We start from the raw sequence: 16698 nt of genomic DNA, 5'->3' as shown, positions 1-16698 counted from the left end.
CCACCGGGCGGATGCGGGGAGGCGTCGTGGACGAATACGCGGGGCGGGTGCTCGCCGACCGCTATCGCCTCCCGCTGCCTCCCGCGGACGAGTACGAACTCGCCGAGACGAGGGCCTTCGATACGTACAGCGGGCAGGAAGTCCTGGTCAGGCAGGTCCCGTTGCCGGAAGTCGTCGATGCGGAAGTGCTTGAGCTCGATGAGCGTGACATCCCGGAGGGAGAGCTTCCGGCGGGGTTCGTGAGCGCGGGGGCGGTGCGGCGGCCCTCGGCGCGTACGACGCGCAGGCCCTCGGACCCGGCGGTGCGGCGCGCGATAGAGGCGGCACAGGCCGCGGCGCAGATCCCCGACCACCCTCGGCTCGACCAGGTCTTCGACGTGTTCGCCGAGGGCGGTTCGCTGTGGATAGTCAGCGAGTTGGTGGCGGCGAGGCCGCTGGCCGCGCTGCTCGCGGACCGGCCGTTAAGTCCGTATCGGGCGGCGGAGATAGCGTCGGACGTGGTGACGGCGCTGCGGGTGCTGCACGCGCACGGCTGGGTCCACCGGAACATCACCGCTCGCACGGTCCTGGTCTGCGACGACGGCAGGGTGGTCCTCACGGGCCTGGCGGCGGGCGCGGCGGAAGAGGCGTTGTGCGGGTACGACCCTCGGCCCGAGGAGTACTTCGCGGGCTTTGAGGACGGGGCCGACGGCCATGCCGGTGGTGCTGGTGATGAGCCCGAGGCAGACGAGCCTGCTGAGGTCTACGAGATTGATGAGGCTGACGGTTCGCGTGGGCATGCCGCGATCGAGGCGGCCCCGGCCATGGAGCCCGAGGGTGACACACGGGCGGCACGGTCCAGCGCGATAGCCGCGTATCGCGCGGGGGCGCGGGCCGCGACGCGGGGCGCAGAGGTGCCGGGCCCCAGGGACGGCGGGGCGAGCGACGAGGAAGGGCCGCGCGGGTACGGCGCGGAGGACGGCAGCGGGGGTGCGGCCGAGACCGAGGTCGCCGGGCGGATCCTGGATCCGTACGGCGTCGGGGGTACGAAGCAGTGGCACGGAGCCGTGCCGAGGAGCGGGAGCGCGGGCGCGGGGGCGTCGAGTGCCGGTGCGCCGGGCTCCGGCGCGGGGAACGGCGGCGGCGCTTCCGGACACAACGGCGGCGGGCCCGGACACGGCGGGGGCGGGCTCGAGCACGGCGGGGGCGGGCTCGAGCACGGCGGGGGCGGGCTCGAGCACGGCGGGGGCGGGTCTGGACACGGCGGGGTCGGGTCTGGACACGGCGGGGTCGGGTCCGGTCCCACGTCGCGTAACGACGCCCCAGGCTCCGCGGTCAGCAGAGGCGGCCCCGGCTCCATTCCCGCCCCCGCTGCTCCTGCCCCCGCCACTCCTGTGCCCGCCGCCGACCCCTCCGCATCCGGCCACAGTTACTGGGACGCCCTCGTCGCCGAGCGGAGCGGCGGCCGGCGTGGCCCCGCCACCGCTCTCGCCGCGGAGCGGGCCCGGCACGCGCGGATGACCGTGGTCGGAGGCGTGACCGAGCGGTGGGCGCCTGAGCAGGCCGGGCCCGTGCACGAGAACTGGCAGCTCGCCCCGCCCATCGGACCCGCGACCGACCTCTGGGCGCTGGGCGCCCTGCTGTTCCGGGCCGTACAGGGCCACGCGCCCTACCCGGAGGAGAGCACCTTCGAGCTCGTCCAGCTGGTGTGCGCCGAGCCGCCCGCCTACGCGGAGGAGTGCGGGCCGCTGCGGCCCGTCGTCGAGTCGTTGCTGCGGCAGGACCCCACCGAGCGGCTCGACTTCGAGGAGCTGAACGGCTGGCTGCGTTCGCTGGTCCGCTCGGCGCCCGAGCCGGAAGCCGGCGTGAACGTCGTGCCCGCGCCGCCGTTCGACGCCAGGCGGCTGCCCGTCGTACGCCGTCGCGGTGATCTCGTACGTCGCAGGAAGCGGCGTACACCCGACAAGCGGGGCGCCTCCGCGCCCGCCGCCAATCCGACGTCGAACCGGCAGAACGGGCGGCACAAGCACAAGCAGCCCAAGCGGGGGCGGGAGCGGGAGCGGGAAGCCAGGATGGCGTCCGTGTCGCCCGTCGCCGCACCCCCGCCCAGGCGCGGCGACGCACCCAGGCCGAAGCCCGGGCCCAGGCCGAAGCGGAGCGACGCGCCGAAGCGGAGCGGCGTGCCCAAGCAGAGCGGGTCGGGGCGGCCGCGCTCGCTGGGGCGGCTCCTGCTCATCATCGTCCTGGTCGGGCTCGTCGCGGCGATCGCGTACGCCGTGGTCTTCATGCCCAAGTCGGGGAAGACCGAGGGCAGCGACCGGGCGGGCACCGCGGGGAACCCCGGCAGCAGCCAGGCGTCCGAACCCGGCAGCAGTCCCAGCGCCCGGCCCAGCGAGGACGGCAAGTCCGACCGGCCGAGCGACAAACCCGAGAAGAGCCCGGAATCGGAGAAGACGCAGACCGGCGGGCCCGATCTGCCGCGCGGCTTCACGCTCCGCAAGGACGCGGCGGGCTTCCGGGTCGCTGTCGCGAGCGGCTGGGACCGCCGGCCCAAGAACGGCCGGGGGCAGGTCGTCTACTCGCACGGAGACTTCGAGCTGATCGTCGTGCCGGGGCGGGACGGCACGGACGAGTACGGCAAGGACCCGATGAAGTATCAGCGCGAGCACGAGCGCGAGCTGCAGCCGTTCCGCGACTCGACCTGGGCCACGTCCAGCGGGATGCGCACGGTGGAGGTCGGCGGGCGGACCATGGCCGAGGGGCAGTTCACCTGGCAGGATGCGGACGGACGCGAGACCTTCGTACGGAATCTCGCGATGCCCGTCGGCGGGAAGTACCACGTGGTGCAGATCCGGGGGCCGGAAGCCGAGCGTGACGAGGTGTCGCGTCTTTTCGAGCAGGCTTCGGCCACGTATCAGGCCGACTGAGACGGATCGTTCGCGGTTCGATGGCGGTTCGCTCGCGGTTCGCTCGCGTTCGTTCGCGGGTCGAGCACGGGTCGTTCGTGGGTCCTCCCCGCCTCTTTCCCGCGTTCTTTCTGCGCCCTTCGCGGTCATGAACGGCCCTAGAATTTCACATACGTTCATTAATTTTCACAGGTGTTCTTAGATGGTCATGGATGTTCGTAAACATTCATGGATGCTGAATTAGCCCTCTGATCAGCGGTAGTTGGTGTCCCGGAACGCCCCGTTTAGCTGCGTCACGCGTCACAGTGAGGTCTCTGAGCACCCCCGGAGGTTCCCCGTACGCCTCCCGCTCCCTAACCTGGGCCATGTCAGAACCATTGCGGGGGATCGTGAATCAGATGCAAGGCCTGCTCCTCGCGGGCCGCTACCGGCTCGGTGAGTCCATAGGCCGCGGTGGCATGGGACGAGTGTGGCGGGCGCACGACGAGGTGCTGCACCGCACTGTCGCCGTCAAGGAGCTGACGGCCGCGCAGTTCGTGCAGGAGGCCGACCGCGCGGTCCTTTTCGCGCGCACGCACGCGGAGGCGCGGGCCGCCGCCAGGATCAACCACCCCGCGGTCGTCACCGTCCACGACGTCCTGGAGTACGACGCCAGGCCCTGGATCGTGATGGAGCTCGTCGAGGGCTGTTCGCTGGCGGACGCCGTCAAGGACCGGGGCCGCATCGAGCCCGTCGAGGCCGCCCGTATCGGCCTGTGGACGCTGAAGGCCCTGCGCGCCGCCCACGCCGCCGGGGTACTGCACCGCGACGTCAAGCCCGGCAACGTCCTCCTGTCGAACGACGGGCGCATCCTGCTCACCGACTTCGGGATCGCCGCGATCGAGGGGGACTCGACGATCACGCGGACCGGCGAGGTCGTCGGCTCCGTCGACTATCTGGCGCCCGAGCGGGTCAGCGGCGCCAACCCCGGGCCCGCGTCGGACCTGTGGGCACTCGGCGCCACGCTGTACACGGCGGTCGAGGGGAACTCCCCGTTCCGCCGCACGTCGCCGATCGGCACGATGCAGGCCGTGGTCGCGGAGGAGCCCGCGCCGCCCGAGCACGCGGGGGCGCTCGCCACTGTCATCAGCGCGTTCCTGCGCAAGGACCCGGACACCCGGCCGACCGCGGAAGTGGCCGAGCTGATGCTCGCCGAGGCCGCGGAAGGGCGGCAGCCGAGCTCCGGCCCCGCGTACGTGCCGACGCAGGTCCACGCCACGTCCGGGCAGCCGCAGGCCCAGGCCCAGTCGCAGCCGCAGCCGCAGCCGCAGTCCCAGCAACAGCCGTACGCGCAGACGCCGCAGCCCGGCACCGTCGCCCAGGGAACCGGAACCGGCTACGACTCCGGCGGCAGCAACGGCTACGGCTCCGGGAACAACACCGGCTACGGCTCCGGGAACAACACCGGGTACGGCTCCGGGAACAACACCGGGTACGACTCCGGAAACAACACCGGAGTCGGAACGGCGACCGGCACAGGCACTGGCCCCAACTCCGCACCCCACCACTCCGGCACCGTCGTCCACGGCGCCCACCAGCCCCCGTACAAGGCCCCGAAGCGCCGTAAGTGGCCCGCGATCCTCACCGTGGCCGCGCTGGTCGTGCTGCTCGGCGGCGGAACCGCCGGCTACCTGTACTTCGAGAACGGGGACAACGGCGGTACGCCGCAGTCCAGCGGCGACTCAAAGCCGGGCGAGGCCGTCGGCGGCATACCCGACGGCTGGCACCGGGTGACGGACGCCGGGGGCTTCAGCCTCATGCTTCCCAAGGGCTGGGAGCGCGAGGCCAACGGCAGCCAGATCGACTACACCCCCGACCACGGACGGCACTTCGTACGCATCAGCGTCGACCGCAACACGACGTTCGAGAGCCCCTACAGGCATCAGCTGGAGCTGGAGAAGAACCTGCGGCCCAAGCTGCCCAACTACAAGCGGCTGCAACTGGACCAGAACACCTACCGCGACCGGCAGGGCGCGCTCTGGGAGTTCAGCTGGACGGCGGGCGCGAACGACACGACCGCGGGCCCGCGCCGCGCCATCTCGCAGAGCTATATCAGCCGTGACGGCGTCGAGTACGTGATTTACATGTCGTCCCCCGCCGCCGACTGGGACAAGGCGCGGCAGCGGTTCGACGCGATACTCCTGGGCTGGCGGGAGGGCTGAACACAACCGTCCGCACCCGGGGCGGCTGGGACAAGCGGCCGGAACCAGTCCGCCGCGCGGGCCCGCAGGGTCCGTCCGCACACCTGTGGGGCATGATGGCCGCATGGGGAGCGTGGGGGACAACGCCCGGATCATAGCTGGCCGTTACCGCCTGGATGTGCGGCTCGGCAGGGGTGGCATGGGCGTGGTCTGGCAGGCCACGGATCAGTTCCTCGGCCGCCGGGTCGCCGTCAAGGAACTGGCGCTCGACGACACGCTCTCCGAATCCGACGCGTTACAGCAGGTCGAACGCACCCTGCGCGAGGCGCGTGCGGCGGCGCAGCTCCAGCATCCGCACATCATCGTCGTCCACGATGTCGTCGTACAGAGCGACCATCCGTACATCGTCATGGAGTTGATCGAGGGCGGTTCGCTGGCCGGGCGGATCTCGCGCTCGGGTCCGATGCCCGCGCGGGCGGTAGCCCGGATGGGCATCGATCTGCTCGGGGCGCTGCGCGTCGCGCACGCCGCCGGGGTACTGCACCGCGACATCAAGCCCGCCAACGTCCTCATGGAGGAGGCGACCGGGCGTGTCGTCCTCACCGACTTCGGGATCGCGCAGGTCAGCGGGGCGACGACGCTCACGGAGATCGGGTCCTTCGTGGGCTCTCCCGAGTACACGGCGCCCGAGCGGATGTCGGGCGAGCGGACAGGGCCCGAGTCCGACCTCTGGTCGCTCGGCGCGCTCCTCGTCGCCGCCGTGACCGGCGAGTCGCCTTTCCGCCGGGACTCGATCAGCCAGGTGCTGCACGCCGTCGTCTTCGACGAGATCCGCCCGCCACCCGCCGCCGCACCGCTGCTGCCCGTCATCCTCGGTCTCCTCGAACGTGACCCGGACCGGCGGCTCGGCGTGGACGGTGCCGAGCGGCTGCTGCGGACGTACGTCGAGACGGGACGGATGCCGTCGACACCCGCGGGCCGGGCCGGCGGGCAGCCTTCGGCGCTGCCGGGCGGGCGGCACGGCGGCTACACGCCCACCTACCGTGACCTGCCCACCCGTCCGCCAGGCCAAGCGGCGGAGCCATCGCGCCGCCGTCGCCGCGCGATGCTGATCGCCGCCGCGCTCGTGGCCGCGGTGGCAGGGGCAGGGGTGTCCGCCGTGCTCTTGCTGAGCAGGGACGGTGGCAGGGGCGGCGGTACGCCGTCGACGCCCGCCTCGCAGAGTTCGCAGACCGGGCAGACGCCGACGGGGAGTTCCTCGCCTTCGCCGACCCCGACGGTGACGGTGACGCGCGGCTCCCGCACCCCGAAGCCCTCGACGCCCGAGGCCCCCGACGGCTACCGCGTCACGCCGGACCGCAGGGGCTTCACGCTCGCCGTGCCGGACGGCTTCACGCGCGAGGTGGACGGGCCCCGCGTCTTCTACAAGTCGCCGGGCGGCACCTTCCGCATAGGCATCAAGAGTTCAGCCACGGAGCCGGGCGGCCCGCTCGCCGTGCAGCGCCGCTCCGACGAGAAGGGGCCGAAGAACAACCCCGGTTACCGGGACGGCGAGGTCACCGAGACCTCGCACAACGGGCGGCCCGCGGCGCTCTGGCAGTTCAGCTGGGACGGCTTCACGGCGGCGGAGGGCGACCGGCACACGTTCGACCTGTGCTGGGAGGAGGGCGGCCGGATGTACGACGTGTGGGTCTCGGCGCCGGTCGGCAGGACCAAGGAGGCCAGGCGGTATTTCGACACGGCGGTGGACTCGTTCGTGCGCCGCTGAGGTCCGGACGTACGCCGCTGAGGTCCGGACGTACGCCGCTGAGGTCCGGCCCTGCGGCGCGGCGCATCACCCCTGTCACAACTCGGTGACCTCGGTGGAACCCGAGGCGTCGGCAAGGTAGTGATGTGGGCATGAACAATGACGGGGGAGCCTCCTACGGCCCGTACGAACCCACCAGTTTCGGACTGCAGCCGCCGCAGCCCGGCGTCCCCGGACAGGGGGAACAGCGACAGGGTGGGCAGCACGGTCAGGACGGCGATCCGTACGCCCAGGAGCCGCCACAGCAGCAGGCGCAGCCGTACCCGCAGTCGCAGCAGCAGACGTCGCAGCACCCCGCGGGTCCGCAGCACCCCGCGGGTCCGCAGCACCCCGCGGGTCCGCAGCGCCCCGCAGACCCGCAGCACCCCGCGGGTCCGCAGCACCCCGCGGGTCCGCAGCACCCCGCGGGTCCGCAGCACCCCGCGGGCCCGCAGCACCCCGCCGCGCCGGTGCCGCCCCCCTCCCCGTACGCCCAGCCCACGCAGGTGGTCCCGAATCAGCCGTCCGAGCCGGATCCGGGCGCGGGGCGTCTGGTCGCGGGCCGTTACCGCCTGCTGTCCAAGCTCGGCCACGGCGGCATGGGCACGGTCTGGCGTGCGAAGGACGAGACGGTGGACCGCGAGGTCGCCGTCAAGGAACCCCGCATCCCCGACCATCTGCCCGAGCGTGAGCGCGCCAACGTCTTCGAGCGGATGCGCCGCGAGGCGCGCGCCGCGGCCCGCCTCGACCACCCGGCCGTGGTCAACGTCCACGACGTGGCGGTGGAGGACGGCCAGCCGTGGATCGTCATGGAGCTGGTCCAGGGCCGCTCGCTCGGCGCCGCGCTCCAGGAGGGCACGCTGGGCGCCCGCGACGCCGCTCGGATCGGTCTTGAGGTCCTCGGCGCCCTGGACGCCGCCCACCAGGCGGGCATCCTGCACCGTGACGTCAAGCCGGACAACGTGATGCTGGGGCAGCACGACCGGGTCATCCTCACCGACTTCGGCATCGCCCAGATCGAGGGCGAGACGAATCTGACGGACACGGGCGGCTTCGTCGGTTCGCCCGAGTTCATCGCCCCGGAGCGGGTGTTGGGCCAGCGGCCAGGACCCGCGTCGGACCTCTGGTCGCTCGGCGTGGTCCTCTATGCCGCGACGGAGGGCGTGTCGCCGTTCCGTCGCAACAACACTCCCGCGACCCTTCAGTCCGTCCTGAACGCGACTCCGGCGGCGCCCGCGTCGGCCTCGGGCCCGCTCGCCCAGGCGATCAACGGCCTCCTGGTCAAGGAGCCGGGCCAGCGCCCGCGCGCGGCCCAGGTCCGCGCCCTCCTGGAGGAGGCGGCACAGCCGCCGCGGGCGGCGCCCACGCAGGTCGTCACGGTCAACGGTGACGGACGCGGCGGCGCAGAGGGCAACGGCAAGGGCGTCTTCCTCAGCCGCAAGGCGCTCGCCGTCATCGCCGCTGTGGCCGTCGTGGCCGTGGCGGCGGGCGTGCTTGTGGCCCTGAACCCCTTCGGGGGCTCGGACGCGGAAGGCTGGAAGGACCACGAGTCGAAGGCGGTCGGCGCCACGGTCTCCGCGCCGGAGCACTACGTGGAGGGCAAGCCCGAGGACACCGACACGGACAAGACCTGGGTCAGGTACACCGACCCAAGTGGCGCCATCTTCATCACGCTCGACCTCGCCGAGAAGAAGGACACCTCCCAGGAGATCCTCGGGTCCGCCGCCTCCCAGGCGTACGCCGACATGGAGGACTTCAAGGCGAGCGGCGAGACCTCGTTCAGCCACATGTCCAGCGATCCGGCTCCGGACGGAACGACGGCCGACGCCAAGTACAAGGAGCGGAAGGCCGCCGAGAACACGGTCAAGTACACCGACTCGGAGACCGAGCAGCCGCACGAGGCCAAGATCCTCTACTACCGGACCGACTCCGGGAACATGTACCGGCTGTGGATCGACTACCCGGGCAAGGGCGACTTCACGGAGCGGGGCCGCGAGGTGGCCAGGACCGCCATCGAGAATCTGGAGATCGACAAGCTCTGACCCCTCCCGCGGACTCCCGTCGGCTCCTGCCGCCCCCTGCCGACTCCTTCTGGGCGCTGCGGCCACCTGCTAAGCCCCTGATCAGGGGCTTTACCGCCAGCGATCGCTGGCGCGGTGTGTGTGCTCGGTGAAAGCTGATTACCGACGGGTACCCAAAACCCTGACCTGGGCCTACGCTCACCACCATGACGGACACGCAGGCGACCGCAGCGCCCCTCGGAACGAACCCGACAGCAGCCGCTCCCGAAGGCGCGCGCACCACCGCCGACGTGGTGACTCCCGAGCTGATCGCGCAGCTCACCCGGGACGTCATCGGCACGGGACGGACCGCCAACCACACGCCGTTCACCGGCGAGAAGCTGGCCGACCTGCCCGAGTCCACCCCCGAGGACGTGGCCACCGCCTTCGAGCGCGCCCGCGTGGCCCAGGTCGCCTGGGAGCGCACCCCGGTCCGCCGCCGCGCCGCGGTCCTGCTCCGCTTCCACGACCTGGTCCTGCAGCGCCAGGCCGAGGTCCTCGACCTCATCCAGCTGGAGACCGGCAAGGCCCGGCTGCACGCGCACGAGGAGCTGCAGGCAGTCGCCGTCGCCGCGCGGCACTACGGCCGCAAGGCCCCCGCGTATCTGAACCCCAAGCGGCACACCGGCGTCGTACCGACCCTCACGAAGGTCACCGAGAACCGTCAGCCGCGCGGTGTCGTCGGCCAGATCGCGCCCTGGAACTACCCCCTTGAACTCTCCATCGGCGACGCACTCCCCGCGCTCGTCGCGGGCAACGCGCTTGTGATGAAGCCCGACACGGAGACCTGCCTGACCGCCCTGTGGGCCCGCGACCTCATCATCGAGGCCGGTCTGCCCGCCGAGGTCTTCCAGGTGGTACTCGGCGAGGGTCCCGTCATCGGCCCCGAGATCGTCAAGCACGCCGACTACGTGTCCTTCACCGGCTCCACGCGCGTCGGCCGCGAGGTCGCACAGGGCGCCGCGGGCCGACTCGTCGGCGTCTCGCTCGAACTCGGCGGCAAGAACGCCATGCTGGTCCTGCACGACGCCGACATCGACAAGGCGGCGGCGGGCGCGGTGCGAGCCTGCTTCTCGTCGGCGGGCCAGCTGTGCATCTCCATCGAGCGGCTGTACGTCCACGAGTCGATCGCGGACGAGTTCGTCGAGCGTTTCGCGACGCGCACGAAGGCGATGCGGCTCGGCCGCTCCCTCGCGTACGGCGCGGAGATGGGCTCGCTGGTCGGCGAGCGGCAGCTGGAGACCACCAAGCGGCACGTCGACGAGGCGGTCGCCAAGGGCGCCACGCTGATCGCGGGCGGTGTCGCCCGGCCCGACATCGGCCCCTTCTTCTTCGAGCCGACGATCCTGGACGGCGTCGAGTCCCCGATGGCGGTGTGCGGCGAGGAGACCTTCGGTCCGGTCGTCTCCGTCTACCGCTTCACCGACGAGAACGAAGCGGTCGACCTCGCCAACTCCACGTCGTACGGCCTGAACTCCTCGGTCTGGACGAAGGACGGCAGCCGTGGACGCAAGATCGCGACCCGCCTGCGCACCGGCACGGTCAACGTCAACGAGGGCTTCGCGCCCGCCTACGGCAGCGTGCAGTCGCCGATGGGCGGCATGAAGGACTCGGGCCTGGGCCGACGGCATGGGTCCGAGGGCATCCTGAAGTACACCGAGGCGCAGACCGTCGCGCACCAGCGGCTGATGCCGCTCGCGCCGTCCTTCGGCATGGACGACGAGAAGTACGCGGCGTTCATGAGCCTGAGCCTGAAGGTCATGAAGTCGCTGCGCCTGCGCTAGAGGGCTAGAGATCCGCAAGAGGCCAGTTCTCAACCTGCGCCAGAGGTCAGTTCTCAATGAGGAGAGTCAATGTCACAGGAGAGCTCTGTCCACAAACAGCCGGACAATGAGGCGGGTGGGTACGACGACGCGTCGTACGACTACGACGTCATCGTCGTCGGTTCGGGCTTCGGCGGCTCCGTCTCCGCCCTGCGTCTGACGGAGAAGGGCTACCGCGTAGGCGTACTCGAAGCGGGCCGCCGCTTCACCCGCCAGACGCTCCCGAAGAACTCCTGGGACCTCAAGAACTACCTCTGGGCCCCGGCCCTCGGCCTCTACGGCATCCAGCGCATCCACCTGCTCGGCAATGTGATGGTGCTCGCGGGGGCGGGTGTCGGCGGAGGTTCGCTGAACTACGCGAACACGCTCTACGTACCCCCCGCGCCGTTCTTCGAGGACGCGCAGTGGAAGGACATCACGGACTGGCAGGACGAGCTCAGTCCCTACTACGAGCAGGCCAAGCGCATGCTCGGGGTGCGGCTCAACCCGACCACGACTCCGTCAGACGTCCACCTGAAGGCGACCGCCCAGGCCATGGGGGTGGGCGACAGCTTCCACATGGCGCCGGTCGGCGTCTTCTTCGGCGACGAGCAGGACGCCTCGGGTACTTCAACGGCCAAGCCCGGACAGGAAGTTCCCGACCCCTATTTCGGAGGCGCGGGCCCCTCGCGCAAGGCCTGCAGCGAATGCGGCGAGTGCATGACGGGCTGTCGGCACGGCGCGAAGAACACCCTCAACGAGAACTACCTCTACCTGGCGGAGAAGGCGGGTGCCGTCATCCACCCGATGACCTCCGTCGTCACCGTCACCGAGGACTCGCGGGGCGGATTCGCCGTCGCCACGCTGCCCACCGACAGCAAGCGCAAGGGCAAGGGGCGTACGTTCACGGCGCGCCGGGTCGTCGTCGCCGCGGGGACCTACGGCACGCAGACGCTCCTGCACCGCATGAAGGACACCGGCCTGCTCCCGCAGATCTCCGGACGGCTCGGCGCGCTGACCCGCACCAACTCCGAGGCGTTGGTCGGCTCGCAGACCACCGACCGCCGCTACCGCAAGCAGCACGGCATCGACAAGGCGGACTTCACCAAGGGCGTCGCGATCACCTCGTCGATCCACCCGAACGCCACCACGCACATCGAGCCGGTCCGCTACGGCAAGAAGTCCAACGCGATGGGCGGCCTGACGATCCTGCAGGTGCCGTACAGCATCAAGGGCGGCGGCAAGGCGCGCGTCGCGGGATGGCTGGGCAACGTGGCCAAGCACCCCTGGTTGATGGTCCGTTCGCTCTCCAACCGGCGCTGGTCGGAGCGGACCATCATCGGCCTCGTCATGCAGACGCTCGACAACTCCCTGACCACGTACCGCAAGGAGAAGGGAATCGGCAAGGGCCTGCTGACCGCACGGCAGGGCCATGGCGCGCCCAACCCGACGCAGATCCCCGAGGCCACCGAGGCGGCGACGCTGCTCGCCAACGAGATCAACGGCTTCGCGGGGTCGAACGTCGGCGAGCTGATGGGCACCCCGCTCACCGCGCACTTCCTGGGCGGCTGCCCGATCGGCGACTCCGCGGAGACCGGAGTCATCGACCCCTACCACCGCCTCTACGGCCACCCCGGCATCTCGGTCGTCGACGGCGCGGCGGTCTCCGCCAACCTGGGCGTCAATCCCTCCCTGACGATCACCGCGCAGGCCGAGCGCGCGATGTCGTTCTGGCCCAACAAGGGTGGTGAGGACACGCGTCCCGCGCAGGGCGCGCGGTACGTACGTCTCGCCGCCGTCGAGCCGAAGACCCCGGCGGTACCGGCGGACGCGTTCGGCGCGCTGAAGCTTCCCTTCCTGGGAATGCCCGCGGTGCCGCGGGCCAAGAAGTAGCCCGGACCGCGGCCTGATCCGCGTACGCGAAAGGACCTGCGCCCCCCTCCGAGCGCAGGTCCTTTCGTGCGCCGTTGCCTGCCGGCGCGCTGACGCGCGTGCTTACGCGGTGGCGTCGGCCTTCTTGCGGCGGACGACGAAGACCGCGCCCGCACCGGCGATGACGGCGAGACCGCCGACGAGGCCGATGGTCGGCAGTGCGGAGCTCGAACCGGTCTCGGCGAGGTTGCCGGTCGTCGGGATCACCTTGGCGCCGCCCTGGGGCTTCTTGCCGGCGCTGGGCTTCTTGTCGCCCTCGTTCTCCTCGGCCTTGCCCGGGGCCTCGTTGTCGCTGCCGGGCTTCAGGACCGTGAACTCGTAGTACGAGAACGACTCGTGCACGCAGTTCTGCTCGGAGTCGAGGTAGCCGCCGAGGCCGAGCGCGTAGCCGTCACCGGTCGGGGCCTTGGCGCTGATGTCGAGGCGCAGCTTGATGTCGACCTTGTCCTTGGCGCCCAGTTCGGTGGTGCCGAAGTAGAGGCCGCCCGTGACCTCGTCCGCGATGGACTCCCACGCCTTCGAGTCGGGGTTGAAGTACTGGATCTGCGCGTAGTTGGCGAGCCAGTCCTTCTCCTTCTCGCTGTCCGTGAACTTGTCCACGGCGGCGAGCCACTGGACCTCGCCGAGGTCCTCGTCGGTCGGGTTGGCGGCGGTCAGCTTGAACTGGTGCCAGCCACTGCCTGCGACGATCTTGCCGGGCAGACCCGAGAGTGCGATCTCCAGCTTCGAGTCGGCGTCCGTGCCGTCCTCGTCGACCGGGCACTGCGAGGGCTCCTCGGTGGGCTCCTCGGTCGGGTCGTCCGTCTCGGGGGGCTCGGTCGTGGGCTTGCCCGTCTCGATCGGCGGGGTCGTCCCGGGTTGCGTGGTCGGGGGCGTCTCGGCAGGCGTGGTCGGGGGCGTCTCGGCCGGTGTGGTCGGCGGCGTCTCGTCGGGCGTGCTCGGGGGCGTCTCGGACGCGGGGGCCGTCGAGCTAGGAGGCGGAGTGGTGTCCCCGTCCGTCGCGAAGGCGGCAGGGGCGGAGAGGAGCGCGATCGGGGCTATGGCAGCGGTCGCGGCCGCGGCAGCCATGACACGGCGGAGCTTCATGAAGACCTCAGTCAGTCCGGCGTACCACCTGGTGGGCGATACGGAGGTGGAGGCCTCCGCGGTGGGGACGCGGGTGTGGCCGTTGTTACGCATGCATGACCTGCGTCCCCTGTGAATGGTTGTCCTTTACTTCACATAATTCTTATGTGGCGTGGATCACACAGCTTGTGCGTCCATTGCCGAGTGCCGTAGAAATTCCTCCGCTCTACGGTGATTCGCCGGGAGCAAGTGCGGCAGCGAGGGGGCGGCGTGGCGGAGCCGGACGAGATACCGGACCAGATACCCGATCGAATACCGGACGACGTGTGGGAGCGGTTCGAGCGCGACAGCCTGCGCGACATCCGTTCATCGGCGCCGAAGGAGCCGTCCGCGCGGGCGCGCATGGTGGCCGAGCGGCTGCGGCGCCTCGATGAGGAGGCGGCGCGCCAACAGGCGGCGGACTCCCGGGCCCTGGGCCGCAGGCGCAGGAAGCGCAAGGCGGCGAAGGGGGAGGGCGCCGCCGGGGCGTGGCGCCCTGACGAGTGGCGGGCGGGGCCGACCGGGCCGCGTCGCAGCGGGCGTTCGGAGCGTGGCCGCCGGGTCTGGAGCGTGGTGATCGTGGTGGGCGGCATGATGCTGGCTATCGTGCTCCTGAGCCCGTTTCGGTTCTGGATCTGGCAGTAGGGGGAGCAGGGAAGTGAAGTCAGCGGTGTCGCGTCGCGTGGTGGCTGTTTCGATCGTGGCGGTTGTGGGCCTTACGGCGGCGTGCAGCGGAAGCGGAAGCGGCAGTGACGGCAAGGACTCTGGTTCTGGCGGCGGGGGCGCGAAGCCGTCCGTGTCCGCGCGGGGAAAACTGGAGAAGGCGGCTCTCGTCCCGGGAGACGTCAGGAAGTACAAGGTCGAGAAGGAGTCCGCGGGTTCCGGGAACAAGGCCACGCCTCCCACCGGGCGTGCGAACCCCGCCGAGTGCCGCCCGCTGTCCGAGATGCTCGCGGCGGTCGCCCCGCCGAAGTCGAACGCCCACGTCAGCCGCACGCTGAACGGCAACGACCTCGCGAACACCACGACGACCGAGGTCGTCCTGCTCGCGTACGGCCGGGCCGACGCCGCGAAGACCATGGACGCGCTGCGCGCGGCGACGAAGTCGAGGAAGTGCGTCACGTTCGGGGACGGCGGCCACCGCTACTTCGGAATCAGGCCGCAGCCCGCGCCGGTCGGGGGCGACGAGGCCGTCTCGTACAAGCTCGCGAGCCGTGCCGGAGAGTTCCTCGACCGGAACCGCGTCTCGGTCGTGCGCAGCGGCTCGACGGTGATCGCTTTCCGTGCCTCGAACCTCTTCGACCCGGAGTCGGCCAAGGCCGACAAGGAGGGCGAGGCCGCCGGGCTGCCCGAGAAGTTCCGTGACCGGGAGACGGCCGATCCGAAGGTGGCCGACGCGATCGTCGACGCGCAGCTCGCGAAGCTGGGGCGACTGGCTGAGGCGAAGTAGCTGGGGCGACTGGCCGAGGCGAAACAGCTGGAGTGCTGGAAGAGCGAAGGGCCCCGCGGGACGGATCCGCGGGGCCCTTGGCTGTCAGCACCGACGTCAGGGCAGCGTCGGTGCCACGGAGCGGCGCCGGGGGAGTGCGCCGCGGGTCGGGAGGACGCCGGTGGCCGCCCCGGCGCACGGGGGGCGCACAAGTGGTCTCGACCAATGGCAATTGAGTTGTGCAGTGCCGCGCGTGCGGCTTGTCCTGCTAGGCATCGTGGTGGATGCGCCGTGACCCGCGCAACCGGTTCGACGTGATCCAGACGAACAGGGACAGCTGGGGACAGCTGGGGCTTTCCGCGGGGACGGAGGAGCTGCGGAGCTGAGGGACCGGGGGACTGGAGACGGTGGGGAGCCGGGGGGCTGGAGACGGTGTGGGGCCGGGAGAACTGGAGAGACGGTGTGGGACGGAGGCCGGTCGGCTTCGGGCGTCCCCGAAGCCGACCGTTCCCTGGGTGACCGGGCTGCTGTCCCCTGCCGTCCGGTCACGTCTCTGGAGCGAGGTCCCACGGCGCACACCAGGTGTACGCCTCATCGCTCCAGCGGAGCCACGCGTGGTTTTTCCGTGCCCGCCCCTGGCTGGCACGGACATCGGGACCAACGAAGAGCCCGAGGGCCCGGTCACGCGCCGTACGGGTGAGACGGGGCCCGAACTCAGATCCGATGGCGCGGGGGGCGGATACCGAGGCGCTTGTGGACGTGAGTCGGGGGCGCTTGCGGATGTGGGTCGGGAGGCCGCTTTTGGACGTGGGGCGGGAGGTGCTTGTGGACCCGGGTCGGGAGGTGATTGCGGACCCGGGGCGGGAGGTGCTTCGAGAGGCTGGCCGCCGTGGTGTTCAGACCCGGCCCCGGCACAGCTCCAGGAGCGTCATCGCGAGCGACGTACCGGGCTTGCCGAGCGCGTCCCTGTAGTGGCCGAGTACCTCCATCTCGCGAGAGAGATTGACGCGGCGGCCGCCCGAGCCGATCCGGGCCTCCTGGATGACGGCCGAAACGGCCATCCGTTCCTGTACGAGGCCGATGATCCGATCGTCGAGTGCGTCGATGCGGTCGCGTGCGCCCTCGATCACATCGGCGGCCTCGGGGGTGCGGGCGCCGGTCTTGTCGGTCGTGGCGATGGCCATGTGGGGCTCCTCATCGGATGTGGATCACGTGGGTCACGTGATCTCGGTGGATCTCGGTGGAGTGCCCCGGAGCGACAAGGCCCGGAAATGACAGAACGCCCCGGGCCTTGTCGGCCCGGGGCGCCTGGGAAGTCGCTTGTCAGTGGATCAAGCAGCTCGACCATGGCAGCCGGCGGGCCGGTTGCCATAGGTAAAGAGGAAGCTCAGGTGCTTGGTCACGAGGCCAGTATGCCCCCACGTGCGTGTTCTCGGTCAACACGGGTTCCGCCACGGCTCGGATGCTGAGACGCCGTCCGGTGTCGCCGTGTGCGGGGTAGAGCCCCGCCGGATGCTCGG

At 71.0% G+C, this 16698-nt stretch carries 10 protein-coding genes; 8 read left to right on the top strand and 2 right to left on the bottom strand.

Annotated elements, in window-relative coordinates; all coding sequences use genetic code 11:
- The first annotated feature begins 26 nt into the window (after positions 1 to 26).
- The 6 genes from ACFVXC_RS12090 to ACFVXC_RS12065 all read left to right on the top strand — a co-directional run bounded on the left by ACFVXC_RS12090 (position 27) and on the right by ACFVXC_RS12065 (position 12606).
- Complete coding sequence (locus ACFVXC_RS12090; protein ID WP_389904279.1) at positions 27 to 2906, top strand: protein kinase; 2880 nt, start codon at positions 27 to 29, stop codon at positions 2904 to 2906.
- A 377-nt stretch (positions 2907 to 3283) separates the two neighbouring features.
- Entirely contained in the window at positions 3284 to 5086 is a 1803-nt protein-coding gene (locus ACFVXC_RS12085; protein WP_389904468.1) for a serine/threonine-protein kinase, read from the top strand.
- A 103-nt stretch (positions 5087 to 5189) separates the two neighbouring features.
- Positions 5190 to 6833, top strand: coding sequence for a protein kinase (locus tag ACFVXC_RS12080; protein ID WP_389904276.1), 1644 nt, complete (start codon positions 5190 to 5192; stop codon positions 6831 to 6833).
- 131 nt (positions 6834 to 6964) lie between these two features.
- Complete coding sequence (locus tag ACFVXC_RS12075) at positions 6965 to 8893, top strand: protein kinase (RefSeq protein ID WP_389904274.1); 1929 nt, start codon at positions 6965 to 6967, stop codon at positions 8891 to 8893.
- Between the two features lie 185 nt (positions 8894 to 9078).
- Entirely contained in the window at positions 9079 to 10695 is a 1617-nt protein-coding gene (locus ACFVXC_RS12070) for a succinic semialdehyde dehydrogenase (RefSeq protein WP_389904272.1), read from the top strand.
- Between the two features lie 69 nt (positions 10696 to 10764).
- Positions 10765 to 12606, top strand: a complete 1842-nt coding sequence (locus ACFVXC_RS12065) for a GMC oxidoreductase (protein ID WP_389904270.1) — start codon at positions 10765 to 10767, stop codon at positions 12604 to 12606.
- Positions 12607 to 12708: 102 nt separating this feature from the next.
- Here ACFVXC_RS12065 and ACFVXC_RS12060 read toward each other — a convergent pair whose 3' ends face one another.
- Positions 12709 to 13824 (bottom strand): LAETG motif-containing sortase-dependent surface protein, encoded by a 1116-nt coding sequence (locus ACFVXC_RS12060; RefSeq protein ID WP_389904268.1) that lies wholly within the window; start codon positions 13822 to 13824, stop codon positions 12709 to 12711.
- A 156-nt stretch (positions 13825 to 13980) separates the two neighbouring features.
- Here ACFVXC_RS12060 and ACFVXC_RS12055 point away from each other — a divergent pair, with 156 nt between their 5' ends.
- Both ACFVXC_RS12055 and ACFVXC_RS12050 read left to right on the top strand, forming a co-directional pair.
- A complete protein-coding gene (locus tag ACFVXC_RS12055; protein WP_389904266.1) occupies positions 13981 to 14394 on the top strand; it encodes a hypothetical protein in 414 nt (137 codons plus the stop codon).
- A gap of 40 nt (positions 14395 to 14434) precedes the next feature.
- Entirely contained in the window at positions 14435 to 15199 is a 765-nt protein-coding gene (locus tag ACFVXC_RS12050) for a hypothetical protein (RefSeq protein ID WP_389904264.1), read from the top strand.
- A gap of 875 nt (positions 15200 to 16074) precedes the next feature.
- Here the strand turns inward: ACFVXC_RS12050 and ACFVXC_RS12045 are convergent.
- Positions 16075 to 16362 carry a chorismate mutase gene (locus tag ACFVXC_RS12045; RefSeq protein ID WP_389904261.1) on the bottom strand — a complete coding sequence of 96 codons (288 nt, stop codon included), beginning with the start codon at positions 16360 to 16362 and terminating at the stop codon, positions 16075 to 16077.
- Positions 16363 to 16698: the final 336 nt, after the last annotated feature.

Source organism: Streptomyces sp. NPDC058257 (assembly GCF_042881845.1).
Classification (GTDB): Bacteria; Actinomycetota; Actinomycetes; order Streptomycetales; family Streptomycetaceae; genus Streptomyces.
The sequence above is the reverse complement of the archived record's forward strand: the minus strand, read 5'-3'. Positions and strand labels throughout refer to the sequence as shown.

What these genes read in the sequence shown, in the direction of transcription:
- ACFVXC_RS12075 (WP_389904274.1), top strand. Translation starts at nt 6,965, where the DNA reads ATGAACAATGACGGGGGAGCCTCCTACGGCCCGTACGAACCCACCAGT.
- ACFVXC_RS12070 (WP_389904272.1), top strand. Translation starts at nt 9,079, where the DNA reads ATGACGGACACGCAGGCGACCGCAGCGCCCCTCGGAACGAACCCGACA.
- ACFVXC_RS12060 (WP_389904268.1), bottom strand. Translation starts at nt 13,824, where the DNA reads ATGCGTAACAACGGCCACACCCGCGTCCCCACCGCGGAGGCCTCCACC.
- ACFVXC_RS12045 (WP_389904261.1), bottom strand. Translation starts at nt 16,362, where the DNA reads ATGGCCATCGCCACGACCGACAAGACCGGCGCCCGCACCCCCGAGGCC.
- ACFVXC_RS12065 (WP_389904270.1), top strand. Translation starts at nt 10,765, where the DNA reads ATGTCACAGGAGAGCTCTGTCCACAAACAGCCGGACAATGAGGCGGGT.
- ACFVXC_RS12085 (WP_389904468.1), top strand. Translation starts at nt 3,284, where the DNA reads ATGCAAGGCCTGCTCCTCGCGGGCCGCTACCGGCTCGGTGAGTCCATA.
- ACFVXC_RS12080 (WP_389904276.1), top strand. Translation starts at nt 5,190, where the DNA reads ATGGGGAGCGTGGGGGACAACGCCCGGATCATAGCTGGCCGTTACCGC.